At 71.8% G+C, this 21,587-nt stretch carries 14 protein-coding genes and 1 pseudogene; 6 read left to right on the plus strand and 9 right to left on the minus strand.

The window, feature by feature from the left end:
• Positions 1-121 precede the first annotated feature (121 nt).
• A complete protein-coding gene (locus K9S39_RS31690) occupies positions 122-1,171 on the minus strand; it encodes a LacI family DNA-binding transcriptional regulator (protein WP_248866760.1) in 1,050 nt (349 codons plus the stop codon).
• Between the two features lie 23 nt (positions 1,172-1,194).
• The gene (locus K9S39_RS31695) at positions 1,195-2,868 is read right to left on the minus strand and encodes a glycoside hydrolase family 13 protein (protein WP_248866761.1); all 1,674 of its coding nucleotides are present in this window, start codon (positions 2,866-2,868) and stop codon (positions 1,195-1,197) included.
• A 247-nt stretch (positions 2,869-3,115) separates the two neighbouring features.
• On the opposite strand from K9S39_RS31695, the gene K9S39_RS31700 reads away from it, so the two are divergent.
• The 6 genes from K9S39_RS31700 (at position 3,116) to pulA (ending at position 11,769) form a co-directional block, all read left to right on the plus strand.
• Positions 3,116-4,393, plus strand: coding sequence for an extracellular solute-binding protein (locus tag K9S39_RS31700; protein ID WP_248866762.1), 1,278 nt, complete (start codon positions 3,116-3,118; stop codon positions 4,391-4,393).
• Between the two features lie 53 nt (positions 4,394-4,446).
• Positions 4,447-5,325, plus strand: coding sequence for a carbohydrate ABC transporter permease (locus tag K9S39_RS31705; protein WP_406708178.1), 879 nt, complete (start codon positions 4,447-4,449; stop codon positions 5,323-5,325).
• A gap of 2 nt (positions 5,326-5,327) precedes the next feature.
• Complete coding sequence (locus K9S39_RS31710) at positions 5,328-6,164, plus strand: sugar ABC transporter permease (RefSeq protein ID WP_248869045.1); 837 nt, start codon at positions 5,328-5,330, stop codon at positions 6,162-6,164.
• Between the two features lies 1 nt (position 6,165).
• Positions 6,166-7,824, plus strand: coding sequence for a glycoside hydrolase family 13 protein (locus K9S39_RS31715; RefSeq protein WP_248866764.1), 1,659 nt, complete (start codon positions 6,166-6,168; stop codon positions 7,822-7,824).
• A complete protein-coding gene (locus tag K9S39_RS31720; RefSeq protein ID WP_248866765.1) occupies positions 7,821-8,876 on the plus strand; it encodes a LacI family DNA-binding transcriptional regulator in 1,056 nt (351 codons plus the stop codon). The genes K9S39_RS31715 and K9S39_RS31720 overlap by 4 nt, the downstream gene beginning before the upstream one ends.
• A gap of 256 nt (positions 8,877-9,132) precedes the next feature.
• Positions 9,133-11,769, plus strand: a complete 2,637-nt coding sequence (gene pulA / locus K9S39_RS31725) for a pullulanase-type alpha-1,6-glucosidase (protein WP_248866766.1) — start codon at positions 9,133-9,135, stop codon at positions 11,767-11,769.
• 361 nt (positions 11,770-12,130) lie between these two features.
• Here pulA and K9S39_RS31730 read toward each other — a convergent pair whose 3' ends face one another.
• The 7 genes and pseudogenes from K9S39_RS31730 to K9S39_RS31760 form a co-directional block, all read right to left on the minus strand.
• Complete coding sequence (locus K9S39_RS31730; RefSeq protein ID WP_248866767.1) at positions 12,131-12,868, minus strand: VOC family protein; 738 nt, start codon at positions 12,866-12,868, stop codon at positions 12,131-12,133.
• A gap of 94 nt (positions 12,869-12,962) precedes the next feature.
• Positions 12,963-13,661, minus strand: coding sequence for a TetR/AcrR family transcriptional regulator (locus tag K9S39_RS31735; RefSeq protein WP_248866768.1), 699 nt, complete (start codon positions 13,659-13,661; stop codon positions 12,963-12,965).
• A gap of 101 nt (positions 13,662-13,762) precedes the next feature.
• Positions 13,763-14,872, minus strand: a complete 1,110-nt coding sequence (locus tag K9S39_RS31740; RefSeq protein WP_248866769.1) for a PDR/VanB family oxidoreductase — start codon at positions 14,870-14,872, stop codon at positions 13,763-13,765.
• A gap of 1 nt (position 14,873) precedes the next feature.
• A complete protein-coding gene (locus tag K9S39_RS31745; protein WP_248869046.1) occupies positions 14,874-15,776 on the minus strand; it encodes a metal-dependent hydrolase in 903 nt (300 codons plus the stop codon).
• A gap of 165 nt (positions 15,777-15,941) precedes the next feature.
• Positions 15,942-17,899, minus strand: a pseudogene (locus K9S39_RS31750) (hypothetical protein).
• 76 nt (positions 17,900-17,975) lie between these two features.
• Complete coding sequence (locus K9S39_RS31755; RefSeq protein WP_248866770.1) at positions 17,976-18,212, minus strand: DUF397 domain-containing protein; 237 nt, start codon at positions 18,210-18,212, stop codon at positions 17,976-17,978.
• A 50-nt stretch (positions 18,213-18,262) separates the two neighbouring features.
• Positions 18,263-21,430, minus strand: coding sequence for an alpha-N-acetylglucosaminidase (locus K9S39_RS31760; RefSeq protein WP_248866771.1), 3,168 nt, complete (start codon positions 21,428-21,430; stop codon positions 18,263-18,265).
• Positions 21,431-21,587: the final 157 nt, after the last annotated feature.

Raw genomic sequence — 21,587 nt, forward strand, 5'->3', positions numbered from 1 at the left:
CGGTTTGTCGCCGATCATCCTTCGGTCGGGTATTCGATGGTCTGTATCGGTCTCAAGGGGGAGGCCCGGCCCTCACGATTCTCGGGCCTGTCCCCGAAAAAACTGTCAGGGGCCGTGGCCTTCAGGACGACCGGAGCGGCTTCGGAATCCGCGCCGGCTTCGGGGCCGAGGCGGTGGAACCGCGGACCACCAGCTCCGGATGGAAGATGAACTCGCTGTGCGGGGCGGGCGTACCGCCGATCTCCTCCAGGAGCGCGCGTACCGCCGCCTGTCCCATGGCGGGCACCGGCTGCCGGATGGTGGTCAGGGGAGGATCGGTGAAGGCGATGAGCGGTGAGTCGTCGTAGCCGACGACGGACATCTCGCGCGGTACGTCCAGGCCGCGCTGCCGGGCCGAGCGGATCGCGCCGAGCGCCATCATGTCGCTGGCGCAGACGATGGCCGTACAGCCCCGGTCGATCAGCGCGGCGGCCGCGGCCTGGCCGCCCTCCAGGGTGTAGAGGGAGTGCTGGATGAAGGCGTCCGCCTCGGCGGGCCCCAGGTCCAGCTGTTCCTGCATGCTGCGCAGGAACCCCGCAATCTTGCGCTGGACGGGGACAAACCGCTTGGGGCCGACGGCCAGGCCGATCCGGCGGTGGCCCAGGGCCACCAGATGCGTCACGGCCAGATGGACCGCGGCGCGGTCGTCGGGCGAGACGAAGGGGGCCTGGACCTTGTCGGAGAACCCGTTGATGAGGACGAACGGCACGCCCTGGCCGCGCAGCTGCTCGTAGCGCTGCATATCGGCGGAGGTGTCGGCGTGCAGTCCGGAGACGAAGATGATGCCGGCGACGCCGCGGTCCACCAGCATCTCGGTCAGCTCGTCCTCCGTGGAGCCGCCGGGTGTCTGTGTGGCGAGGACCGGGGTGTAGCCCTGGCGCGTCAGTGCCTGCCCGATGACCTGGGCGAACGCCGGGAAGATGGGGTTCTCCAGCTCCGGTGTGATCAGGCCGACCAGGCCGGCGCTGCGCTGCCGCAGCCGGAGCGGGCGTTCATAGCCCAGGACGTCGAGGGCGGCGAGCACGGACTGGCGGGTGGCGGCGGAGACGCCGGGCTTCCCGTTGAGAACTCGGCTGACGGTGGCCTCGCTGACACCCGCCTGTGCTGCGATATCGGCCAGTCGGGCGGTCATGGGGGGACTGTACCGTTCGCGTCTCAGATTGCCCACCAGGTGCAGCTGTCGCCGGGGAGTACGGCCGTGCCGCCGTTGACGGTCACCGGGACGCTGGCGAGCAGCGGGCTTCCGGGCAGCGGGATTTCCCTGTCCTGGGTGAGGGTGTTGACGGTGCACAGGACGCCGGGGCGGGTGAAGGCGAGCACGCCGTCGGGGGACGGCTGCCAGGTCATCCGCCCGTCGCCGAGGCCCGGCAGCCGGCGGCGCAGGGCGAGCGCGGCGCGGTAGAGCTCCAGGGTGGAGGAGGTGTCGCCCGTTTGGGCCTGAACGGTCAGGGTGCGCCAGTCGGCGGGCTGCGGCAGCCAGCTGCCGCCGGGGCCGAAGCCGTACGGCGGCTGCTCGCCGGACCAGGGGAGCGGCACCCGGCAGCCGTCGCGGAAGCCGTCCTGGCCGCTGCTGCCGGAGCGGCCGTCGGGGACCGCCTCGTCATCGTCACCGGTGCCGGGGCCGGAGCCGGCGGGGTGCGGGGTCCGGCCGCCGCGGAAGAAGGCCGGGTCCTGGCGGACCTCGTCGGGCAGGTCGGTGACCTCGGGCAGGCCCAGTTCCTCGCCTTGGTAGAGGTAGGCGGAGCCGGGCAGGGCGAGCATCAGGAGGGTGGCGGCGCGGGCGCGGTCGAGGCCGCCGCCCAGCCGGGTGGAGTGCCGTACGACGTCGTGGTTGGAGAGCACCCAGGTGGTGGGGGCGCCTACGGAGGCGGTCGCGGCGAGAGAGGCGTCGATGACCCGGCGCAGTTCGGCCGCGTGCCAGCGGGTGTTGAGGAACTGGAAGTTGAACGCCTGGTGCAGTTCGTCGGGGCGGACGTAGAGGGCGAGCCGTTCCGCGTTGGGGGCCCAGGCTTCGGCGACGCCGATCCGGTCGCCGCCGTAGGTGTTCAGCAGTTGGCGCCAGGAGCGGTGGATGGCGTGCACCCCGTCCTGGTCGAAGAACGGCAGCACCTGGGAGCCGATCAGCTTGGCCTGTTCGCCGTGGCCGATGTCGGGCAGTCCGGGGGCCTTGACCATGCCGTGGGCGACGTCGATGCGGAAGCCGTCGACGCCGAGGTCCAGCCAGAAGCGCAGGATGGCGGCGAATTCGTCGGCCACGTCCGGGTTGTCCCAGTCGAGGTCGGGCTGTTCGGGGGCGAAGAGGTGGAGGTACCAGTCGCCGCGGTCGGTGCGGGTCCAGGCGGGGCCGCCGAAGACGGACTCCCAGTCGTTGGGCGGGAGTTCGCCGTGCGGGCCCTTGCCGGGGCGGAAGACATAGCGCCGACGGGCGAGTTCGGGGTCCTGGAACCAAGGGTGCTGGTCGGAGGTGTGGTTGGGCACGATGTCGACGATGACCCGCAGGCCCGTCTCGTGGGCGGTGCGGATCAGGTCGTCGGCGTCCTGGAGGGTGCCGAAGAGCGGGTCGACGGCGCGGTAGTCGGCGACGTCATAGCCGCCGTCGGCCTGCGGTGAGGCGTAGAACGGGGTGAGCCAGACGGCGTCCACACCCAGGTCCCTGAGGTACGGCAGCCGCTCGCGGACGCCGCGCAGATCGCCGATGCCGTCGCCGTCACTGTCGGCGAAGGAGCGGACGTACACCTGGTAGATGACGGCGTCGCGCCACCATCCCGGACCTCGGCCCGGTGCGGGGGCCTGGGGGGCGGGGCTGGGGGAAGTGAGCTCCTGGGTCATCTGCCGTCCCTGTCGAGGTCAAGAGTCCTGCGTCCGTCATGCCGTTGTGTCAGTCGGTGCTTTCAAGGAATCAACGCTCGGGCGGACACGGGGTGACGGGGGAGAGGGGCAAGGGGGTGCGGTTCCGGCCATAGTGTTGCACTTCGTTCCGGAGTTCTTGCAGCAATTTTGCGCAAGCTCTTTCGGTTTGTTTGCGGCGCTGTTACGTTCCAGACCGCCATCTGAGGCGTTTCCCTAAGGAGTTCACATGCGGCGTGGCATACGTGGCCTCATAGCCACCGCGCTGGTAGCGGGCCTGGCACTGGCAGCGACAGCGTGCGGTGGCGGGGAGGACAACGGCGGCGACGACAGCGGGGGTGAACTGTCCGGAACCGTTACCTTCTGGGACACCTCCAATGACGCCGAGAAAGCGACTTACAAGAAGCTCGCCGAGGGGTTCACCAAGGAGCACCCCAAGGTCCGCGTCAAATATGTGAACGTGCCGTTCGGCGACGCCAACGCCAAGTTCAAGAACGCGGCCCCGAACGGAGAAGGCGCCCCCGATGTGATGCGCACCGAGGTCACCTGGACCGCCGACTTCGCCAACCTCGGCTATCTCGCACCGCTGGACGGCACCCCCGCCCTCGACAACACCGAGGACTACCTGCCGCAGGCCCTCGGCTCCACCAGGTTCAAGGGCAAGACCTACGCCGTCCCGCAGGTCATCGATACCCTCGCGCTCTTCTACAACAAGAAGATCCTCAAGGACGCCGGTGTCGAGGTTCCCAAGACCTTCACCGAACTGGCCACCGCCGCCAAGAAGATCAAGGCGAAGACCGGCGCCACCGCCCTCTATCTGCGCGGCGACGACGCCTACTGGTTCCTTCCCTACCTGTACGGCGAGGGCGGCGACCTCGTCGACGCCCGCGCCAAGATCGTGAAGATCGATGACGGCGCCGGGGTGAAGGCGTTCCAGACGATCAAGAGTCTGGTCGACTCCAAGGCCGCCATCACCGACGCCACCGACGGCCAGGAGAACCAGCTCAAGGCTCTCAAGGACGGCGATGTCGCGATGGCGATCGACGGCCCCTGGGACATCGAGGGCGCCCGCGCCGGCAAGGCGTTCAAGGACAAGCAGAACCTCGGCGTCGCCCCCGTCCCCGGCGGCAGCAGGGCCCAGGGCTCCCCGCAAGGTGGCTGGAACCTCTCCGTCTACGCCGGCAGCAAGAACTTGCAGGCTTCTTATGCCTTTGTGAAGTACATGAGCTCGGCCAAGGTCCAGCAGCAGACCACTGAGAAGCTGAGCCTGCTGCCCACCCGTACGTCCGTCTACGACGTACCGGCGGTGAAGAACAACGAGATGGTGAAGTTCTTCAAGCCCGCCGTCGACGGTGCCGTCGAGCGGCCCTGGATCGCCGAGGCCAACTCGCTCTTCGAGCCGATCAAGGTTCGGATGAACAAGGTGCTCACCGGCACCGCGACGCCGGAGCAGGCCGCCAGGGCGACCGGCGACGCCTTCCGGAAGCTGCTCAAGGACTACAAGTGACCTTCGCTGTACGGCTGCGCCGGGCGCTGGGCACCCACTGGTACGCATGGACGATGGTCGCCCCGGTGGTGCTCGTCATCGGGGTGATCATCGGCTATCCGCTGGTGCGCGGCGCCCATCTCTCGCTCACCGACGCCAACGAGGCCAATGTCGAGCGGCACATCGGCGTCAACCACCTCCCCGCCACCTACGAGTTCACCGGCCTGGCCAACTACCGGGCGGTGCTCTCCGACCCCGTCTTCTGGGACCGCCTGGGCTGGACCGTGGTGTGGACGGTCGGCTGTGTCTCGCTGACCTTCCTGATCGCCCTCACCCTGGCGAACATGCTCAACCGGAAGCTGCGCGGCCGCACCTTCTACCGCCTCGCGCTGATTCTGCCCTGGGCCGTCCCCGCCTTCATCTCCGTCTTCACCTGGCGGATGCTCTACAACGAGAAGAGCGGCATCCTCAACAAGCTGTTGGCCGGCGGCGGTATCGACGCTGTCCCCTGGCTCAACGACCCGACCTGGGCGAAGCTTTCGGTCATCGCCGTCAACGTCTGGCTGGGCGTGCCGTTCATGCTCGTCGCGCTGCTCGGCGGCCTGCAGTCCATCCCCGGCGAGCTGTACGAGGCCGCTGAAATGGACGGCGCAAACGCCTGGCAGCGCTTCCGCAACATCACCATGCCGGGACTGCGGGCCGTCAGCAGCACCGTCATCCTGCTCTCCACCATCTGGACCTTCAACATGTTCCCGGTGATCTTCCTGCTCACCCGGGGCGGGCCCGGCGACGCCACCGAGATCCTGGTGACCTACGCCTACCGGCTCTCCTTCGTCGACAGCCCCCGCAACTTCTCCCAGTCCGCGGCCTGGGGCGTCCTGATCCTGGTGCTGCTCTCGTTCGTCGCGGTGATCTACCGCCGGGCACTGCGCAAGCAGGGAGAGGTGTGGTGACCATGCGTACCCACCGCAACAAGAGGGGCCCGCTGGCCTCGGCCGGGCTGCACACCGCCCTCCTCGTCGCCACGGCGGTCGCCGTCTTCCCGCCCCTGTGGCTGCTGGTGACCTCCTTCAAACCGCGCAACGACGCCTTCTCCACCAGCCTCGTCACCCACTTCACCGTGGCCAACTACACCCACGTACTGGCCGACACCACGTTCCTGACCTGGTTCGGAAACTCCGTGATCATCGTCGGGGTGACCACCGTCCTCGGGGTCTTCATCGCGGCCACCACCGGCTACGCCGTCAGCCGCTTCCGCTTCCCCGGGATGCGGCCGCTGATGTGGCTGCTGCTGATCACCCAGATGTTCCCGGTCGCGGTGCTGATCGTGCCGCTCTACAACCTGCTGGCGAGCCTCAATCTGCTCAACCAGCCCGCGGGCCTGGTCGTCACCTACCTCACCATCGCCGTCCCGTTCTGCGCCTGGATGATGAAGGGGTTCTTCGACACCATCCCGGTGGAGATCGACGAGTCGGGCCGGGTCGACGGGCTCAACCCCTTCGGCACCTTCTGGCGGCTGGTACTGCCGCTGGCCCGCCCCGGCCTGGCCGTGACCGGCTTCTACACCTTCGTCACCGCCTGGGCCGAAGTCGCCTACGCCTCCGCGTTCATGACCGGCGAGGAGAACCTCACGCTCGCCGGCGGCCTGCAGACCTTCGTCAACCAGTACACCAACGACTGGGGATCGATGACCGCCGCGGCCGTGATCATCGCCGTGCCGGCCGCGCTCGTCTTCGCCTTCGCCCAGCGCCACCTCGTCTCCGGACTGACCGCCGGAACCACCAAGGGATGATATGACCCAGCAGCACTACGCCGCCCCGTCCGCCCCCACCGGCCACCGCCCCGGCGCCACGGGATGGTGGCGCGACGCGGTGATCTACCAGGTCTATCCGCGCAGCTTCGCCGACGGCAACGGCGACGGCATGGGGGATCTGGAGGGTGTCCGCAGCCGGCTGCCGTACCTGCGCGACCTGGGGGTGGACGCCGTCTGGCTCAGCCCCTTCTACGCCTCCCCGCAGGCCGACGCCGGCTACGACGTCGCCGACTACCGGGCCATCGACCCGATGTTCGGCACCCTGCACGACGCCGACGCCGTCATCCGGGAAGCCCATGAACTGGGCCTGCGCATCATCGTCGACATCGTCCCCAACCACTGCTCCGACCAGCACGCATGGTTCCAACGGGCGCTGCGCGAGGGCCCCGGATCGGCACTGCGCGAGCGCTTCCACTTCCGCCCCGGCAAGGGCACGGACGGCGAACTGCCGCCCAACGACTGGGAGTCGATCTTCGGCGGCCCCGCCTGGACCCGGGTCCCCGACGGGGAGTGGTACCTCCACCTCTTCGCCCCGGAACAGCCCGACTTCAACTGGGAACACCCCGCCGTCCAGGACGAGTTCCGCTCCATCCTGCGGTTCTGGCTGGACCTGGGCGTGGACGGCTTCCGCATCGACGTCGCCCATGGCCTGGTCAAGGCCGCCGGGCTGCCCGACATGGGCCACGGCGACCAGCTCAAACTGCTCGGAAACCAAGTGCTGCCGTTCTTCGACCAGGACGGCGTGCACGCCATCTACCGCTCCTGGCGGGCGGTCCTGGACGAGTACTCCCCCAGCCTTCGGCCGGGGGTGCTCCCAGGGGACCGCATCGGCGTCGCCGAAGCCTGGACGCCCAGCGCCGACCGCACCGCCCGCTACCTGCGCCCCGGCGAACTGCACCAGGCGTTCAACTTCCACTACCTCAACACCGGTTGGGACGCGGCGGGCCTGCGTGAGGCCATCGACTCCTCGCTCGACGCGATGCGCCCGGTCGGCGCCCCCACCACCTGGGTGCTCTCCAACCACGACGTCGTACGCCATCGCACCCGCCTCGGCGGCGGCCTGCACCGCGCCCGCGCCGCGGCCCTGCTGATGCTGGCGCTGCCCGGCTCCGCCTACCTCTACCAGGGCGAGGAACTGGGCCTGCCCGAGGTCACCGACCTGCCCGACGAGGTCCGCCAGGACCCCGCGTTCGCCCGGAAGTCCGGGGAGAGCGGGCAGGACGGGCTGCGCGACGGCTGCCGGGTGCCGGTCCCCTGGTCCGGCGACGCGCCGCCGTACGGCTTCGGCACCGGCGGCAGCTGGCTGCCCCAGCCCGCCGACTGGGCGGGGCTGACCGTGCGGGCCCAGACCGGCGACCCGTCCTCCACCCTGGAGCTGTACCGCAGCGCACTGGCCCTGCGCCGCACCCACCCCGGGCTCGGCGCGGGCGACGCGGTGGAGTGGCTGGACGCCCCGGACGGTGTCCTGGCCTTCCGTCGTCCGGGCGGCCTGGTCTGCACCGTCAACACGACGGATGCCCCGGCCCGGCTGACCGCCCCCGGCAAGCTGCTGCTGGCCTCCCGCGAACCGGCCGAGGACGAGGGAGAGTTCGCCGTGTTCAGCCTCCCCGCCGACACCACCGTCTGGTGGGAGGCGTGACCCTGCCCGCTTCCCGTGCCACTCCGCGCCTGGCCGATATCGCCGACCAGGCGCGGGTCAGCGAGGCGACCGTCAGCCGGGTCCTCAACGGCAAGTCGGGCGTGGCCGGCACCACCCGCCGGCGGGTGCTCGGCGCCCTCGACGTCCTCGGGTACGAACGCCCGGTACGGCTGCGACGCCGGAGTGCGGGGCTGGTCGGGCTGGTCATCCCGGAGCTGACCAACCCGATCTTCCCGGCGTTCGCCCAGATCATCGAGCAGTCACTGGCCGGACACGGCTACACCCCCGTCCTGTGCACCCAGATGCCGGGCGGAGCCACCGAGGACGAGCTGGTCGAGCAGCTGGAGGAGCGCGGTGTCACCGGCATCGTCTTCCTGTCCGGGCTGCACGCGGACACCGGCGCCGACCCGGCACGCTACGCCCGGCTGACGTCCCGGGGCGTCCCGTTCGTGCTGATCAACGGCTACAACGAGCGGATCGCCGCGCCCTTCGTCTCGCCGGACGACGACGCGGCGGCCCGGATGGCGGTACGCCATCTCGCCGAGCTGGGCCACGAGCGGATCGGTCTCGCCGTCGGGCCGGCCCGCTATGTGCCCTCGCGCCGCAAGGCGGAGGGGTTCCTGGCGGCGCTGGGGGAGTCGTTCGGCCTGTCGAGGGGGCAGGCCGAACGACGGGTCCGGCACACCCTGTTCAGCGTCGAGGGCGGTCATGCGGCGGCCGCCGGTCTGCTCGACGCGGGCTGTACCGGCATCGTCTGCGGCAGTGACCTGATGGCCCTGGGGGTGGTGCGCGCGGCCCGGGAGCGCGGGCTCGACGTACCGGCCGCGCTCTCGGTCGTGGGCTTCGACGACTCCCAGCTGATCGCGTTCACCGATCCGCCGCTGACGACCGTACGGCAGCCGGTGCAGGCCATGGCCTCGGCGGCCGTGGGCGCGCTGATCGAGGAGATCCGGGCCCGCGCGGAGGGGGTGCAAACCCCCGTCCAGCACACCGAGTTCGTCTTCCAGCCGGAGCTGGTGGTACGGGGCTCGACGGGGCCGGCGCGGGAATGAGCGGGGGAGTGCGGTACGGCGCTGTGCCGTGTGCGAGTCCCGGGTGGTGACCGGTCCGGCCGGCCGGGCGCGTGGGGTCCGGCGGATGAGTGCCGGACCCATCGGCCGGCCGGAGCGGTTCGGTTCGAACGTAACATCGTTGCAATATCTTGCGTAAGGTATTGCAAGGAAGAATTCCCACGACTACAACGATCAACGGCCTCTGGAGCAAGGCGCGTTGCCGGGCCATGTCACTCCCGACTCCCCAGGAGGAGCCATGTCCCCCACCGCACGCCGGACGCGCAGTCGCGTGGCCGCCGCGCTCGCCCTGATCGCGGGTGCGGCCGGGCTGCTCGCGCCGCCGCCGCAGTGGGCGCAGGCGGCGCCGCCCGGTCCGGCCAAGGCCGAGGCCCAGTGGATCGATCGCGACACCGTGGTCTGGAAGGGCGCGGAACGCGCCCCCGCCCGGCTGGGGTTCGGGGATCAGGGACGGAGCATCCGGCTCGCGCCGGGCTCCCTCACCCCCGCCGAGCGGGCCACGTATCCGCATCTGAAGGACTTCCCGGCCTTCCTCGTCGACCCCCGCGACCAGGGCCTGGCCCGGACGGCCCTGCGGGAACGGCTGGTCGCCACCCAGCGGTCGGCGGACGGTCGGCGCGCCACGACCGGCGTGCAGATCCCCGGCGTGCTGGACGATCTCTACGGTACGGCCGCCGCCAAGACGGCACTGGGACCGGTCTTCCGGGACGGCCGCCCCACCCTCTCCGTCTGGGCGCCGACCGCCCGGACCGTGGCGCTGGAACTTGACGGCCGTACGGTCGCGATGCGGCGGGACGACGCGAGCGGGGTGTGGCGCGTGCGCGGCGAGCGCGACTGGGCCGGCAAGCCGTACCGGTATGTGGTGACCGTCTGGGCGCCCATTGTCCGCAAGACGGTCACCAACAGGGTCACCGACCCCTACTCCACCGCGCTGACCGCCGACTCCGGCCGCAGTCTCGTCGTCGACCTCGCCGACCCCAAGCTCGCCCCCAAGGGATGGACGCACCTCAAGAAACCCACTGCAGTGCCATTGCGCAAGGCCCGCATCCAGGAACTGCACATCCGGGACTTCTCCGTCGAGGACCGCACCTCCCGCCACCCCGGTCAGTACCTCGCCTTCACCGAGTCCGGCTCGGACGGTATGCGGCATCTGAAGGACCTTGCACGCAACGGCACTTCCTATGTCCACCTGCTCCCGGCGTTCGACGGCGGGACCGTCCCCGAGCGGCGCGCCGACCAGGCGCGCCCGGACTGCGACCTGGCCGCACTGCCCGCCGACTCCGCACAACAGCAGGAGTGCGTCGGCGAGGTGGCCGCCCGCGATGCCTACAACTGGGGCTACGACCCGCTGCACTACACCGTCCCCGAAGGCTCCTACGCGTCCCGGCCGGACGGCACCGCCCGCACTCTCGAATTCCGCCGGATGGTGCAGGGCCTCAACCGGACCGGCCTGCGCGCCGTCATGGACGTCGTCTACAACCACACCGTCGCCGACGGCCAGGACCCGCGATCCGTCCTGGACCGGATCGTGCCCGGCTACTACCAGCGGCTCCTCGACGACGGCAGCGTGGCCACCTCCACCTGCTGCTCCAACACCGCCCCCGAGCACACCATGATGGGCAAGCTCGTCGTCGACTCCGTGGTCACCTGGGCCAAGGAGTACAAGGTCGACGGCTTCCGCTTCGACCTCATGGGCCACCACCCCAAGGCCAACATCCTCGCCGTCCGCAAGGCCCTGGACGCGCTGACGCCGGAGAAGGACGGTGTCGACGGCACGTCCGTCATCCTCTACGGCGAGGGCTGGAACTTCGGCGAGGCCGCCGACGACGCCCGGTTCGTCCAGGCCACCCAGAAGAACATGGCCGGCACCGGCATCGCCACCTTCAGCGACCGGGCCCGCGACGCGGTCCGCGGCGGCGGCCCCTTCGACGCCGACCCACGCGTCCAGGGCTTCGCGTCCGGCCTCTACACCGACCCCAACCCCTCACCCGCCAACGGCAGTCCGCAGGAACAGCGGGCCCGTCTCCGCCACTACCAGGACCTCATCAAGGTCGGCCTCACCGGCAACCTCGCCGACTACACCTTCACCGACACCACGGGCCGCCGCGTCAAGGGCTCCCAGGTCGACTACAACGGCGCCCCCGCCGGATACGCCGCCGACCCCGGCGACGCCCTCGCCTACGCCGACGCCCACGACAACGAAACCCTCTACGACACCCTGGCCTTCAAGCTCCCGCGGCACACCACGGCCACGGACCGCTCACGCATGCAAGTCGTTGCGCTGGCCACCGCCGCCCTTTCGCAAGGTCCCGCGCTCTCCCAGGCCGGCTCGGATCTCCTGCGCTCCAAGTCCCTGGACCGCAACTCCTTCAACAGCGGCGACTGGTTCAACGCCCTGCACTGGAACTGCGCCGACGGCAACGGCTTCGGCCGGGGACTGCCACCGGCCGCCGACAACAAGGACAAGTGGCCCTACGCCAAGCCCCTGCTGGCCGACCCCGCCCTCCGCCCCGGCTGCGCCGCCATCATCCACACTGCCGCCGCCTACCGCGATCTGCTCCGCATCCACGCCACGGAACCGGCCTTCGGCCTGCCCACCACCGCCCGGGTCCAGTCGGACCTCTCCTTCCCGCTCTCCGGCAGGAACGAGACCCCCGGCGTGATCACCATGCGGGTCGGCAACCTCATGGTCGTCTTCAACGCCACCCCGCACCCACAGCACCAGACCGTCGACGCGGTCGCGGGCCGGCCCTATGCGCTGCACCCCGTCCAGGCCCACGGCGCGGACCGGATCACCGCCACCGCGTCCTACACACGGCAGTCCGGCACCTTCACCGTCCCGGCCCGTACGGTCGCGGTCTTCCGCCACGGCTGAACCCCGCTTCGCCACGGTCTGCCCCGCCCGTCGAGGCAGATCGTGGCTCCGCCACCGCACGGGGCCAGGCCCGCCGACCTGATCGTCCCGACAGGCGCGCCTGACCACCGACGTGCACCCCCACCGTCTATTCCCCACCCCCTCGGCAGGTGCCGGTCCGCAGGGCGGAGTCCGGAGGTCCGGCGCCGCTGCCGCACAGCCCCGCGCAGCGGCAACAAGCCCGCGGCGCTGGGGTACCTCCACGCCTTTTAGGGCTCCCCTGCCGTATGTGTGGGTCAGGCTGTCGTGAGTTGGCGGCCGGGGAGGGCGGGGCCCGGCGCCGCGCACTGCACCGTCGTGAGGGTGCGGACTGAGTTCCACGTCAGCCCCGGCCGAGGACGCAGAACTCGTTGCCCGCCGGGTCGGCCAGGACGACCCAGGAGACGTCACCCTGACCCACGTCGGCCCGTATCGCGCCGAGGCCTTCGAGCCGGGCGACCTCCTTCGCCTGATCCTCGACGGGGTCGGACATCACGTCGAGATGGACGCGGTTCTGTACGACCTCGTCGTCGAGCGTGCGGCGGAACTCCAGGTACGGCCCGACGCCCTTGACGGAGCGCAGCAGGGCGCGGTCGTCGGTCAGCTCGTGGACGGTCCAGTCGATCGCCTCGCCCCAGAACCGGACCATGGCCCGTGGGTCGGCGCAGTCGACGACAACGGCGGCTATCGGCCCGGTGTCCCGGTAGAGCTCCCGGGGCTCCAGGACGCTGAACACGTTGCCTTCCGGGTCGGCCATCACCGTCCACGGCGCGTCGCCCTGGCCCCCATCGGCGGGCGTCGCCCCGAGCTCCTTCAGACGTGCGACCAACTCCGCCTGATGGGCGTCGGAGGTGGTGGCGAGCTCGATGTGCACGCGGTACTTCACCGTCTCCGGGTCCGGGACGCGGACGAGATCGATGCAGACGGCGGACGGGTCCGGCCAGTCGAAGCCCACGGGTTCCAGGTTGGTGACGCCGGGCCCTTCGCTGGAAACATCCCAGCCGAGCACCTCCGCCCAGAACTGGCCGAGCGCAGAGTCGTCCCGGGCTTTGAAGTTCACCTGAACCAGTTGCAGCGTCATGCCGCATACCCTAGGTGATCCCCCATCGGGCGGGCGTGCGAATTCAGGCTCTCCTGCTGCATGTACGGCTCAAACACCCCCACGACGGGGGACGCTAAAACGTCGGCTCAGGAACGCGCAGCGGTCCCCCCACCGGCTCGTCCGCCAACATCCGGCGGACGAGCCCCGCCATCTGGGCGTCGTACGTCGCACTCACCGCCGCCAACGCCGCGAAGTCCTGTACCAGTTGCCGCTCCAGCTCTGCGCGTGGGACGCGCTCCTGCTCCGCGTGCGGGACGGGTCGGCCGTCCAGCCACAGCAACGCCGTGGTCTCGGCCAGCGAGATCCATGACCGGATCACCAACTCCATCCGTGTGGTGGGCTGTTGGACGTCGAGATGCGCGAGGATCTGTTCGTAGGCGGCCTGGCGTACGCCGTCGATCAGCGCGCTGGTGCGGCTCGAACCGATCGCCGGGCCGCCCCGCATCAGCGCGGAGAAGCCGGGACCGTGTTCGTCCACGAAGTCGAAGAACCGCTCCATGACCCGCAGCAGCCGGGCGCCGAGCGGGCCTTCGTGCGGTTCCACGAAGCGGGCCGTGAGCTCCTCGGCGGCGCGGCGCAGCGCGGCCTCGTAGAGCTGCCGTTTGCCCGGGAAGTAGTGGTAGACCAGCGGCCGGGAGATCCCCGCCGCCTCGGCTATCTCGTCGATCGAGACCTCTTCGGGGGAGCGCCGGCTGAAGAGGTCGAGCGCGACGGCTATCAGCTGCTCGCGCCGTTCCTCGACACCCATCCTGCGGCGCGTCCCGGTCGTCATGCGCACCACACTAACGACCCGGGACGCCGCACGGAATCACACGGAATCACACGGAGTCCCGGGCGGTCGCCGGATGCGCACGGAGGCGGCGGGGGACGGTGTCACAGATCGAGGACGAGCCGCTCCCCGCGCGCCCTCGATACGCAGATCAGCAGGGAGTCATCGCGCTCGGCGTCCGTCAGCAGATCGTCGCGGTGGTCCACCTCACCCGCCAGCACCCGCTGTTGGCAGGTGCCGCAGAACCCCTGCTCGCAGGAGTACGGGAGGTCCGGCAGCGCCTGGTCGCGGATCGCCCGCAGCACGCTGGTGTCCGCGGGCACGCTGACCGTACGGCCGGTGCGCCGCAGCTCCACCTCGAACGGGACGTTCTCGCCGGACGGTGCGGGCGCGGCGGGGGCGAACCGCTCGGTGTACAGGGTCAGTCCCTCGGCCCCGTCGGGCAGCAGCGCGGCCACCGCGTCCATCAGCGGTCCGGGCCCGCAGCAGTGGACGGCGGCGTGCGGGGGCGCGGCGGCGAGCGCCGCCGCGAGGTCGGGGCGGCCGTCCTCGTCCTCCGCGACCACCGTCAGTCGCCCGCCGTCGGCCCCCGCGAGCTTCTCGGCCTCCGCCAGGAACGGCATCGACGCCCGTGACCGCCCCGCGTACACCAGCCACCACGGCACCCCCTCCGCCGCGGCCTGCCGCACCATCGGCAGGATCGGGGTGATGCCGATACCGCCGGCGATGAAGAGATAGGCATGGCACTCGGCCAGCCGGAAGCGGTTGCGGGGTCCGCGTACCTCGACCTCGACGCCCTCGTGCAGCTTCTCGTGCACCTCCCGCGAGCCGCCGCGGCCGTCCTCGATCAGCCGGGTGGCGATGGTGTACGAACCGCCGTCCGGCCGCAGTGCGTCGGCCGGTTCCCCGCACAGCGAGTACTGGCGCACGGTGCCCGACGGCAGCACCAGATCGATATGCGCGCCCGGCTCCCAGCCCGGCAGCCGCTCGCCCTCCAGGCGGAGCGTCACCACGCCGTCGGCCGCCGCCGCGCGCGCGGCGACGCGGAGCCGCAGGAGGGGCGTGCGGTCCCGGCCCTGTCCCGATATCGGCTCCTCCAGGGCGGGCAGCGGCCACAGTGGGGAGGTGTTTATCCGGCGCCGTAGCGCCCGGCGGGCGAGCAACGCGGCACCGGCGACCATGAGTACGGCGCGTATTCGGGGCAGTGCGGGCATCTCAGGCACCTCCGGCCGCGGCCTCGGCCGCGGTCGCGGCGGGGGAGCGGTTGAGATAGGCGACGGCCTGTGCGGTGCTGCCGTGGTGGGAGGGGTGGTAGGTCCGGCTCAGATACTGGGGGATGGAGCGCAGCATGGCTCCGGGCGTGGGCAGCATGCCCTGTCGTCCGGCCCGCAGGAAGTCCTTGAACGTCGCCTTGCCATCGGTCAGCGACGGGTCGTTCGCCATGAAGAACCGCGTGCCGCGCTGCCAGAGGAAGACCAGGGCGGAGAAGGCCGTGGCCCACGTGCGGACCCGTCGCCGGTAGCCGCCGTCCAGATGCACGAAGACATCGAAGGCCACCGACCGGTGCTCGACCTCCTCCGCGCCGTGCCAGCGCAGCAGGTCGAGCATCGTCGGGTCGGCGCCCTTGGCGTCCAGCGCCTCGGCGTTCAGCACCCAGTCGCCCAGGAACGCGGTGTAGTGCTCGATCGCGGCGATCATCGCGACCCGCTCCATCAGCCACCATTTACGGGCCCGGCCCGGCGGCAGCGTCCGGTCCCCGAGCAGCTTCTCGAAGAGCCAGTCGACCTGCGCGGTGTACGGCGTCGGGTCGAGTCCCAGCTCCTTGAGACGGGGCAGGACGTCGTCGTGCGCCTGCGAGTGCATCGCCTCCTGGCCGATGAACCCGATCACGTCCTCCCGCAGCCGGGGGTCGCGTATGTGGGGCAGCGCCTGCTTGTAGACATGCACGAACCAGCGCTCGCCGGCGGGCAGCAGCAGATGCAGCACATTGATCGTGTGGGTACTGGCCGGATCGCCGGGGATCCAGTGCAGGGGAGTGTCCGTCCAGTCGAAGGCGACATTGCGGGCCTTCAGCGGGATGTGCTCGGTGGCGACCGGCTGGGGCCGCAGCGAGGCCATGTTAGACATGGCGTCAATGTACTCAGGGGTAAGTACTGGCGGTACCCCTTGGACGGGAAAGGTTGGGAGGGGCGGGAGGGGCGGGAGGGGCGGCGCGTGCGAGGGGTGCCCACGGGGCCGGGGGAGAGCTCCGCCCGGACCCGTCCCCCGGCCGCCCCCACCCCCTCAGTGCAGTGCTTCCACCCTGCTGCCGTCCGCCAGTCGTCCCGCCAGCTCCGCGCGGTCGCCCGCCTGCGCCTCGACCGCCAGCAGTCGGCCCGCCGTCTTGCCGTGCACCCCGCCGGTCGCCTTGATCGAGGCGACCTTCTCGCTGCCCGCGGCCAGCAGCCACCACTGGCCGTCCGCCGCCTTCCACAGCACCCCGGCCAGCGCCTCCGGCGCCCGCGGCCCGCAGGCCGTGCCGTCCTCGGCGCGCGCCGCCACCACGCCCGGCGCATACGGCTGCCCGCTCGGCGCGGGCGCCTGGAACAGGGCCATCGTCCGGCTGCCCGACCCGCGCCAGGTCTCCGCTCGGGCGCACACCCAATCGGCGCTGCCCGCACCGTCGGGCAGCGGCTGCTGCGCGAACCCCCAGGCATTCACCGCGCGCACCCCCTGCCCGCGCACCGCCGGCAGGCCGTACGCGCCCACGCCGTCCTGCCCTCCGGGCCGTCCACCGCGCCGGGTTTGCCCGGCGAGCCGTACGTCAGCCGCGCCGGGGTCAGCTCCCCGAGGTCGGTCAGCAGTTCGTCACCCATCCGCAGCGCCGGCCATGACGAGCACCTCCGCTCCGGGCGCGGCGCCGGTACGGGATCGGTCAGACCATGCGCGTCGATGTGCAGCGCCTGCCCCGCCTCGTCCGGCTTCAGCATATCGACCAGCCGCGCCGACGTCACCCAGGGGGCCGTCAGATACCGGACGTTACCCGTCGTACGGCCCACCACCAGCGCGTCCGCCGACGCCGCCTGAGCACCGTCGGTGCGCGCGAAGTCCAGCGCCGCGCCGGAGCCGTCACCCCGGCCCTCGCCGTCCGCGGACTCGGCGTACCGCACCACCCGCAGACCGTCGTGGAACAGCACCACCACGGCGTGGTCGACCACGCCGGCGAACAGCAGCTGCGGCGGTCCCGCCGCCGGTCCGGTCGCGGTACCGGGCGTCGCGGTGACGGACACCCCGGCGCCCGGCCGGGCCCATACCGCCAGTGCCCGCCGCAGCAGGGCCTTGTCGCCGACCTTGTCGCCACGGGCCGGCCAGGCCGAGAAGTCCTCGCGCGCCGCGCGCTTCCACGCGCTCGCCGGCAGTACCGTCAACTTGCCCGGATCCAGGGCCGCTTCGGCCGAGCGATTCCGCGTGTACGGGGGTGCGGCCGCGCCGTCCGGGCCCCAGCCGCCGTCCGGCAGCGCCAGCAGCGTCCCGCACACCAGCGCCGCCGCGCCCGCCGCCAGCGCCGCCCGTACGTGCTGCCGCCGCCGGATCAGGTCCGTCGGCCGGGCCTGGAGCGCGCACGGGTCGAACTCCACCGACTCCAGCAGCGACCGGTCCCGGCTGCCGGCGGGTGTCGCCGCCTTGGCCGCCTCGTCCAGCGCCACCCGGGCCCCGTCGACGCCGGCCGCCTCCAGCACCCGCCGCGCGTCCTGCGCCGGCAGCCGCTCCAGATCACGCAGTACGTACGCCGCGCGGGCCGGTCCGGACAGCGCCGACAGCGCCTGGTCCAGCGAGAGTTCATCGGCGCCGCCGGAGCGCGGGAAGAGCCGCAGCCCCCACACCTGGGGGAGTGTCGGCGGCAGTGCGGGCAGTCGCCGCGGCCGGGCGGCGGCGAGCGCGGCGCGCAGCACGCGCAGCCGCAGAAAGGCGTAAGCGGGATCGGTCGCCGCGTCCGCGCCGCCGCGCCGGGCCGGCAGACCGAGTTCGCTGCCGTCCGTACGTCGGCGCGGCAGCGACCGCTGCACCACCGCATGGGCGGTCAGGACGCGCCGACTGCGTGCCATGCCGGGCGGCAGTACGAGATAGGCCAGCCGAACCAGCCGGGGATAGTGCTCGACCAGCGCCGCCTCGGCCTGATCGACGTCGATGCCGTTGACGCTGTCGCCGCCGTCAACAACGGTGCGGTCCGGACGCGGGGTTGTCGCCTGCTGCTGCTCCACGTTCGGTGAAACGAGTGAATCCTGTGATGGTCACCCGCGGTACGCGAGCGCCCGCGGGTGATCGGAAAGACCTCCGCTACGGCCTTTTGTCCAGGTCGAACTCGCCGTCCCGCGCGCCCAGGACAAAAGCGCGCCACTCCGCCTCCGTGTAACGCAGGACCACATCCGGGTCCTTGGAGTTGCGCATCGCCACCGCGCCGCGCTCCAGGAAGGCGATCTCCACCGCCTCCTCGGCATCGCCGGGCGGGCGCTGCCAGGTGGCGTCGGAGATGTCGAGGGCGTAGAGCCACTCCTTCTCAGCTGCGGCACTCATACCGTGATCCCCTCGCTCGTGATCCGTTCCCGGTCAGCGTACGCCGGTGGTCAGGTCATCTGCCAGCGGCCGAACCCGGCCGTACCCCGCGTCCCGGCGTTCGTCGTACCGGAGTTGGCCGCGCACTGGTGCAGCCCGGCGTCCTGCCGTGCGGTGGCCCCGGGGACGGTGACGGTGGCGATGTCGCGCCAGGTGGCGCCGTCGTCCGTGGAACAGGCACCGGTGTAGGTGCCGGATCCCGTGCCGCTGCCGGAGCGGCGGTCCGGCCCGCGGGTGAGCCGGAGCAGTACCGGCGCGGTGACGCCGGTGAGCCGTTCGTAGGCGTCGAGGGCGCCGTCGCCGTCGGAGTCGTAGGACAGCACCACCCCGTTGCCGGGGGTCACCGAGAGGTTGAGGAAGCCGAGGGCGTCCGATGAATCGGGGGCGGGGGAGGCGAGACGGTTGCGGACGATGAGGCCGGCGCGGGCCCAGGGGCCGGTCGCGTCCAGCCCGGTCACCTCGGCCGTCATCGACCCGCCCACGGCGAGCGCGCCCGCGCGGAAGACGGCGCCGAACTCGGCTGTGGCCCGCCACAGATCCGCCCCCGCGCCGCTGATCGCGAAGCGGCCGTCCAGCTGGCCGAAAACCGCCTCATTGGTGGTCACGGTCTTCAGACCGGGATCCAGCGGCCCGGCGACGTACAGCGTGCCGTGCCGGGTCGCGCGGACCCGGGGCTCGCCCTTGGGGCCGTACTCGACGGTGAGGTCGTACGGCAACGGCTGCAGCGGTGTCGTCGGCGGGCCGGCGGGGGCCGTGACCCGCCAGCGGGTCTCGCCGGTGGCGCCGGGCGGCAGGGAGGGCAGCGACACCGGGCCGGTGGCGGTTCCGCCCACCCCCTCCGGCACCGTCAGCGAGAAGTCGACGCGGCCGGTGGCGCGCAGCCCGTTGGCATTGCGCAGTGCCGCCGTCACCACCCCGCGGCCGCCCGGCGGCAGCGCGGACGGCACCGCGGTGACCTTCACGGTGCCCTGGTACGGAGCCCTGGCGAGGGTGTCGTGGACCCGCCGCGCGATGCGGTACGCGTCGGCCGTGGGACGCAGCGGGTACTCCTTGCGCGCGCGGGTCCAGGGCTCCTCGACGGCGTACCAGTCGAACGGCTTCGGCGGCCGGCCCGCCGACAGCGCGTCCGCGAGCTCGTCCAAGTACGCCTGCCACTGCGGAAGATGGAAATCACCGATCAGGCCGTGCCAGTCGCGGTTCGCGTAGTTGGCGAGCCTGCCGCCGTCGGCGGTCTCCCGGTCCGCCCAGGTGGTGATCAGCGCGCGGGCGCTGTGCTCCAGCCGCGCCTCCTCCTCGGCGTTGGACGCGCTCGCCCTGGCGTCCGCCAGCCACGGCCCGAGCAGAAACGCCCGGTGCGCGCCGGCGACCTCGTCGCTCAGCCGCATCAGGCGCAACCACAGCCGGGAGAGCGCGCGGAAGGCCGCCAGATCCTGGCGCCGGTAGGCGTCGTGGAGCTGGGGCAGCAGCTGCCAGGACCGGTTGGCGAGGCACTGCCGGGCGGCGTCGGTGAGGTCGTAGCGGTACGCGTCGCTGCCGCGCAGCTCGGGGCGTACGGCGAGCAGCGCGGCGAAGGCGGGGTCGAAGGCCGCAGGGTCGAAGGCCGGGCTCTGGGTGGCGTAGACGGTGCCGGCGCGGGCGGTCAGGCTGGGTCGGGCGGCGAACAGCGAGTCGTGCGGGCGGCCGTCCTCGCTGCTGATCTCGTACGCGCTGGTGCGCAGCGCGCTGAACGCGGCACGGGCACCCTTGTCGCGGCCGCCGTACCGGGCGTCGGCGTAGTCGTCGAACCACGCGGCGCGGTCCACCGGGCCTGTGCGCCAGGCCAGTTCGCTGAACAGCTCGAAGGCCGCCGGGTCCCGTTCCGCGGCCTCCGGCATGTACGCGGTCCCGGCCAGCTTGCTGCCCGGTTTGTCGCGCCAGGCGGTGAAGCGCCGGGCCCAGATGTGGGTCTTGGCGCCGATGGTGGTGCGGCCGCCGAAATTGGGGATGCTGCCGAACGCGTACGGCACCCCGCCCCAGTCCTTCTCCCGGTCGGTGACCGCGTCCAGATCGCTCAGCCCGTCCACGATCAGCATCCGGTCGTGGTCGACGGCGTCCAGGAGGTCGCGCCGCGGGTTGCGCTGCCAGCCGAGGACCACCCAGGTCGCGCCGGGACGGGCGGTCCGCAGGGCCCGTTCGACGGCGCGGGCGGCATCCGGCACCGGGATGTCCCCCGGGTTGCCGCCCTCATGCAGCAGATCCATCTTGAAGAGCTCGGCGGGGCCGAGGAGTTGGCGCTGGTGGCGGTAGAACGCGGCGGCGGCGTTGGCGAACACCCCCGTACGGGGATCGAGCCAGTCGGGGCGTTTGAGGCCCGCCCATTCGCCCTGCGGCACGGTCTTGGGCGCCGTCGCCGCGGCCCACATGCCACCGGGATTGCGGGCGGCGAAGCCGTTGGGGACGGTACCGAAGTAGCCGGGCAGCACCGGGCGCATCCCCAGAGACCGCAGCCGGTCGGTGATCCGCCGCCCCAGCTCGGCCCGTCGGCCGATGAGCGCGGCGCTGGGCGGACCGTCGTAGCCGCTCATGTTCTGCAGCAGCCACCACGGCTGGTGCGAGGGCGCCGGGATCCAGGCCCGTGCCTCGGCGTCGGAGTAGCCGAGATCGGTGAGCAGCCGGTGGTAGACCGCCTCGGAGCCGGGCGTGACCAGCACCTCGTTCACCCCGTGCAGTGCGAGGAGGTCGATCAGCCGCTCCCAGCGCGGCCAGTCCGCGTACGGGGCGGTGTAGCCGTCGTGGGTGTCGTTGAGCGCGAAGCGGTGCGGGAGCGCCGTGGCGCGTTCGAGGGGCGCGGCCGGGGCGGGCAGCTCGGCGGGCAGGTCCAGCTGCTGGCCGGCCCAGGACAGATGCGCCCGGCAGGTGTACCGGAGATACCAGTGGACGCCGGTGAGCAGGGTGGCGGGTGTGGTGGCGGCGACCGTGATCCGGCCGGGTGCGCCGTCGACCCGGAAGCGGTCGGTGCCGCCGTCCCCGGTGAGCGGCACCAGGCGGAACTGGCCGGCGTGCCGGGGCAGCAGCCGGTCCAGCGCCGCTCGCGCGGGGGCGGTGTCGTACGACGCCGCCGGCGCGCGCCGCATCAGGGGCGGGGCCGCGGCGGCCCCGCCGAGGGCGGCCCGGGCGCCGATCGCTCCAGCGGTTCCCAACAGTGCGCGTCGTGAAGGTCGGCTGCGCCTTGCGGTCACGAATTGCCTCCGTCCGTTATCGGCTTTCCCGCCGTTGGGGGGGCGCCTGCGGCGGGCTTGCTCCGTTTTCGGCTGTCCCGCCGCGGGGGGTGCGCCTGCGGCGGGCGTGGTTCTACGG

The organism is Streptomyces halobius (assembly GCF_023277745.1).
Lineage (GTDB): Bacteria > Actinomycetota > Actinomycetes > Streptomycetales > Streptomycetaceae > Streptomyces > Streptomyces halobius.

Coding starts and splice junctions, on each gene's coding strand:
- K9S39_RS31755 (WP_248866770.1), bottom strand. CDS start 18,212: ATGAGTGCCGCAGCTGAGAAGGAGTGGCTCTACGCCCTCGACATCTCC.
- K9S39_RS31745 (WP_248869046.1), bottom strand. CDS start 15,776: ATGGCCTCGCTGCGGCCCCAGCCGGTCGCCACCGAGCACATCCCGCTG.
- K9S39_RS31730 (WP_248866767.1), bottom strand. CDS start 12,868: ATGACGCTGCAACTGGTTCAGGTGAACTTCAAAGCCCGGGACGACTCT.
- K9S39_RS31705 (WP_406708178.1), top strand. CDS start 4,447: ATGGTCGCCCCGGTGGTGCTCGTCATCGGGGTGATCATCGGCTATCCG.
- K9S39_RS31710 (WP_248869045.1), top strand. CDS start 5,328: ATGCGTACCCACCGCAACAAGAGGGGCCCGCTGGCCTCGGCCGGGCTG.
- K9S39_RS31735 (WP_248866768.1), bottom strand. CDS start 13,661: ATGACGACCGGGACGCGCCGCAGGATGGGTGTCGAGGAACGGCGCGAG.
- pulA (WP_248866766.1), top strand. CDS start 9,133: ATGTCCCCCACCGCACGCCGGACGCGCAGTCGCGTGGCCGCCGCGCTC.
- K9S39_RS31690 (WP_248866760.1), bottom strand. CDS start 1,171: ATGACCGCCCGACTGGCCGATATCGCAGCACAGGCGGGTGTCAGCGAG.
- K9S39_RS31715 (WP_248866764.1), top strand. CDS start 6,166: ATGACCCAGCAGCACTACGCCGCCCCGTCCGCCCCCACCGGCCACCGC.
- K9S39_RS31700 (WP_248866762.1), top strand. CDS start 3,116: ATGCGGCGTGGCATACGTGGCCTCATAGCCACCGCGCTGGTAGCGGGC.
- K9S39_RS31740 (WP_248866769.1), bottom strand. CDS start 14,872: ATGCCCGCACTGCCCCGAATACGCGCCGTACTCATGGTCGCCGGTGCC.
- K9S39_RS31695 (WP_248866761.1), bottom strand. CDS start 2,868: ATGACCCAGGAGCTCACTTCCCCCAGCCCCGCCCCCCAGGCCCCCGCA.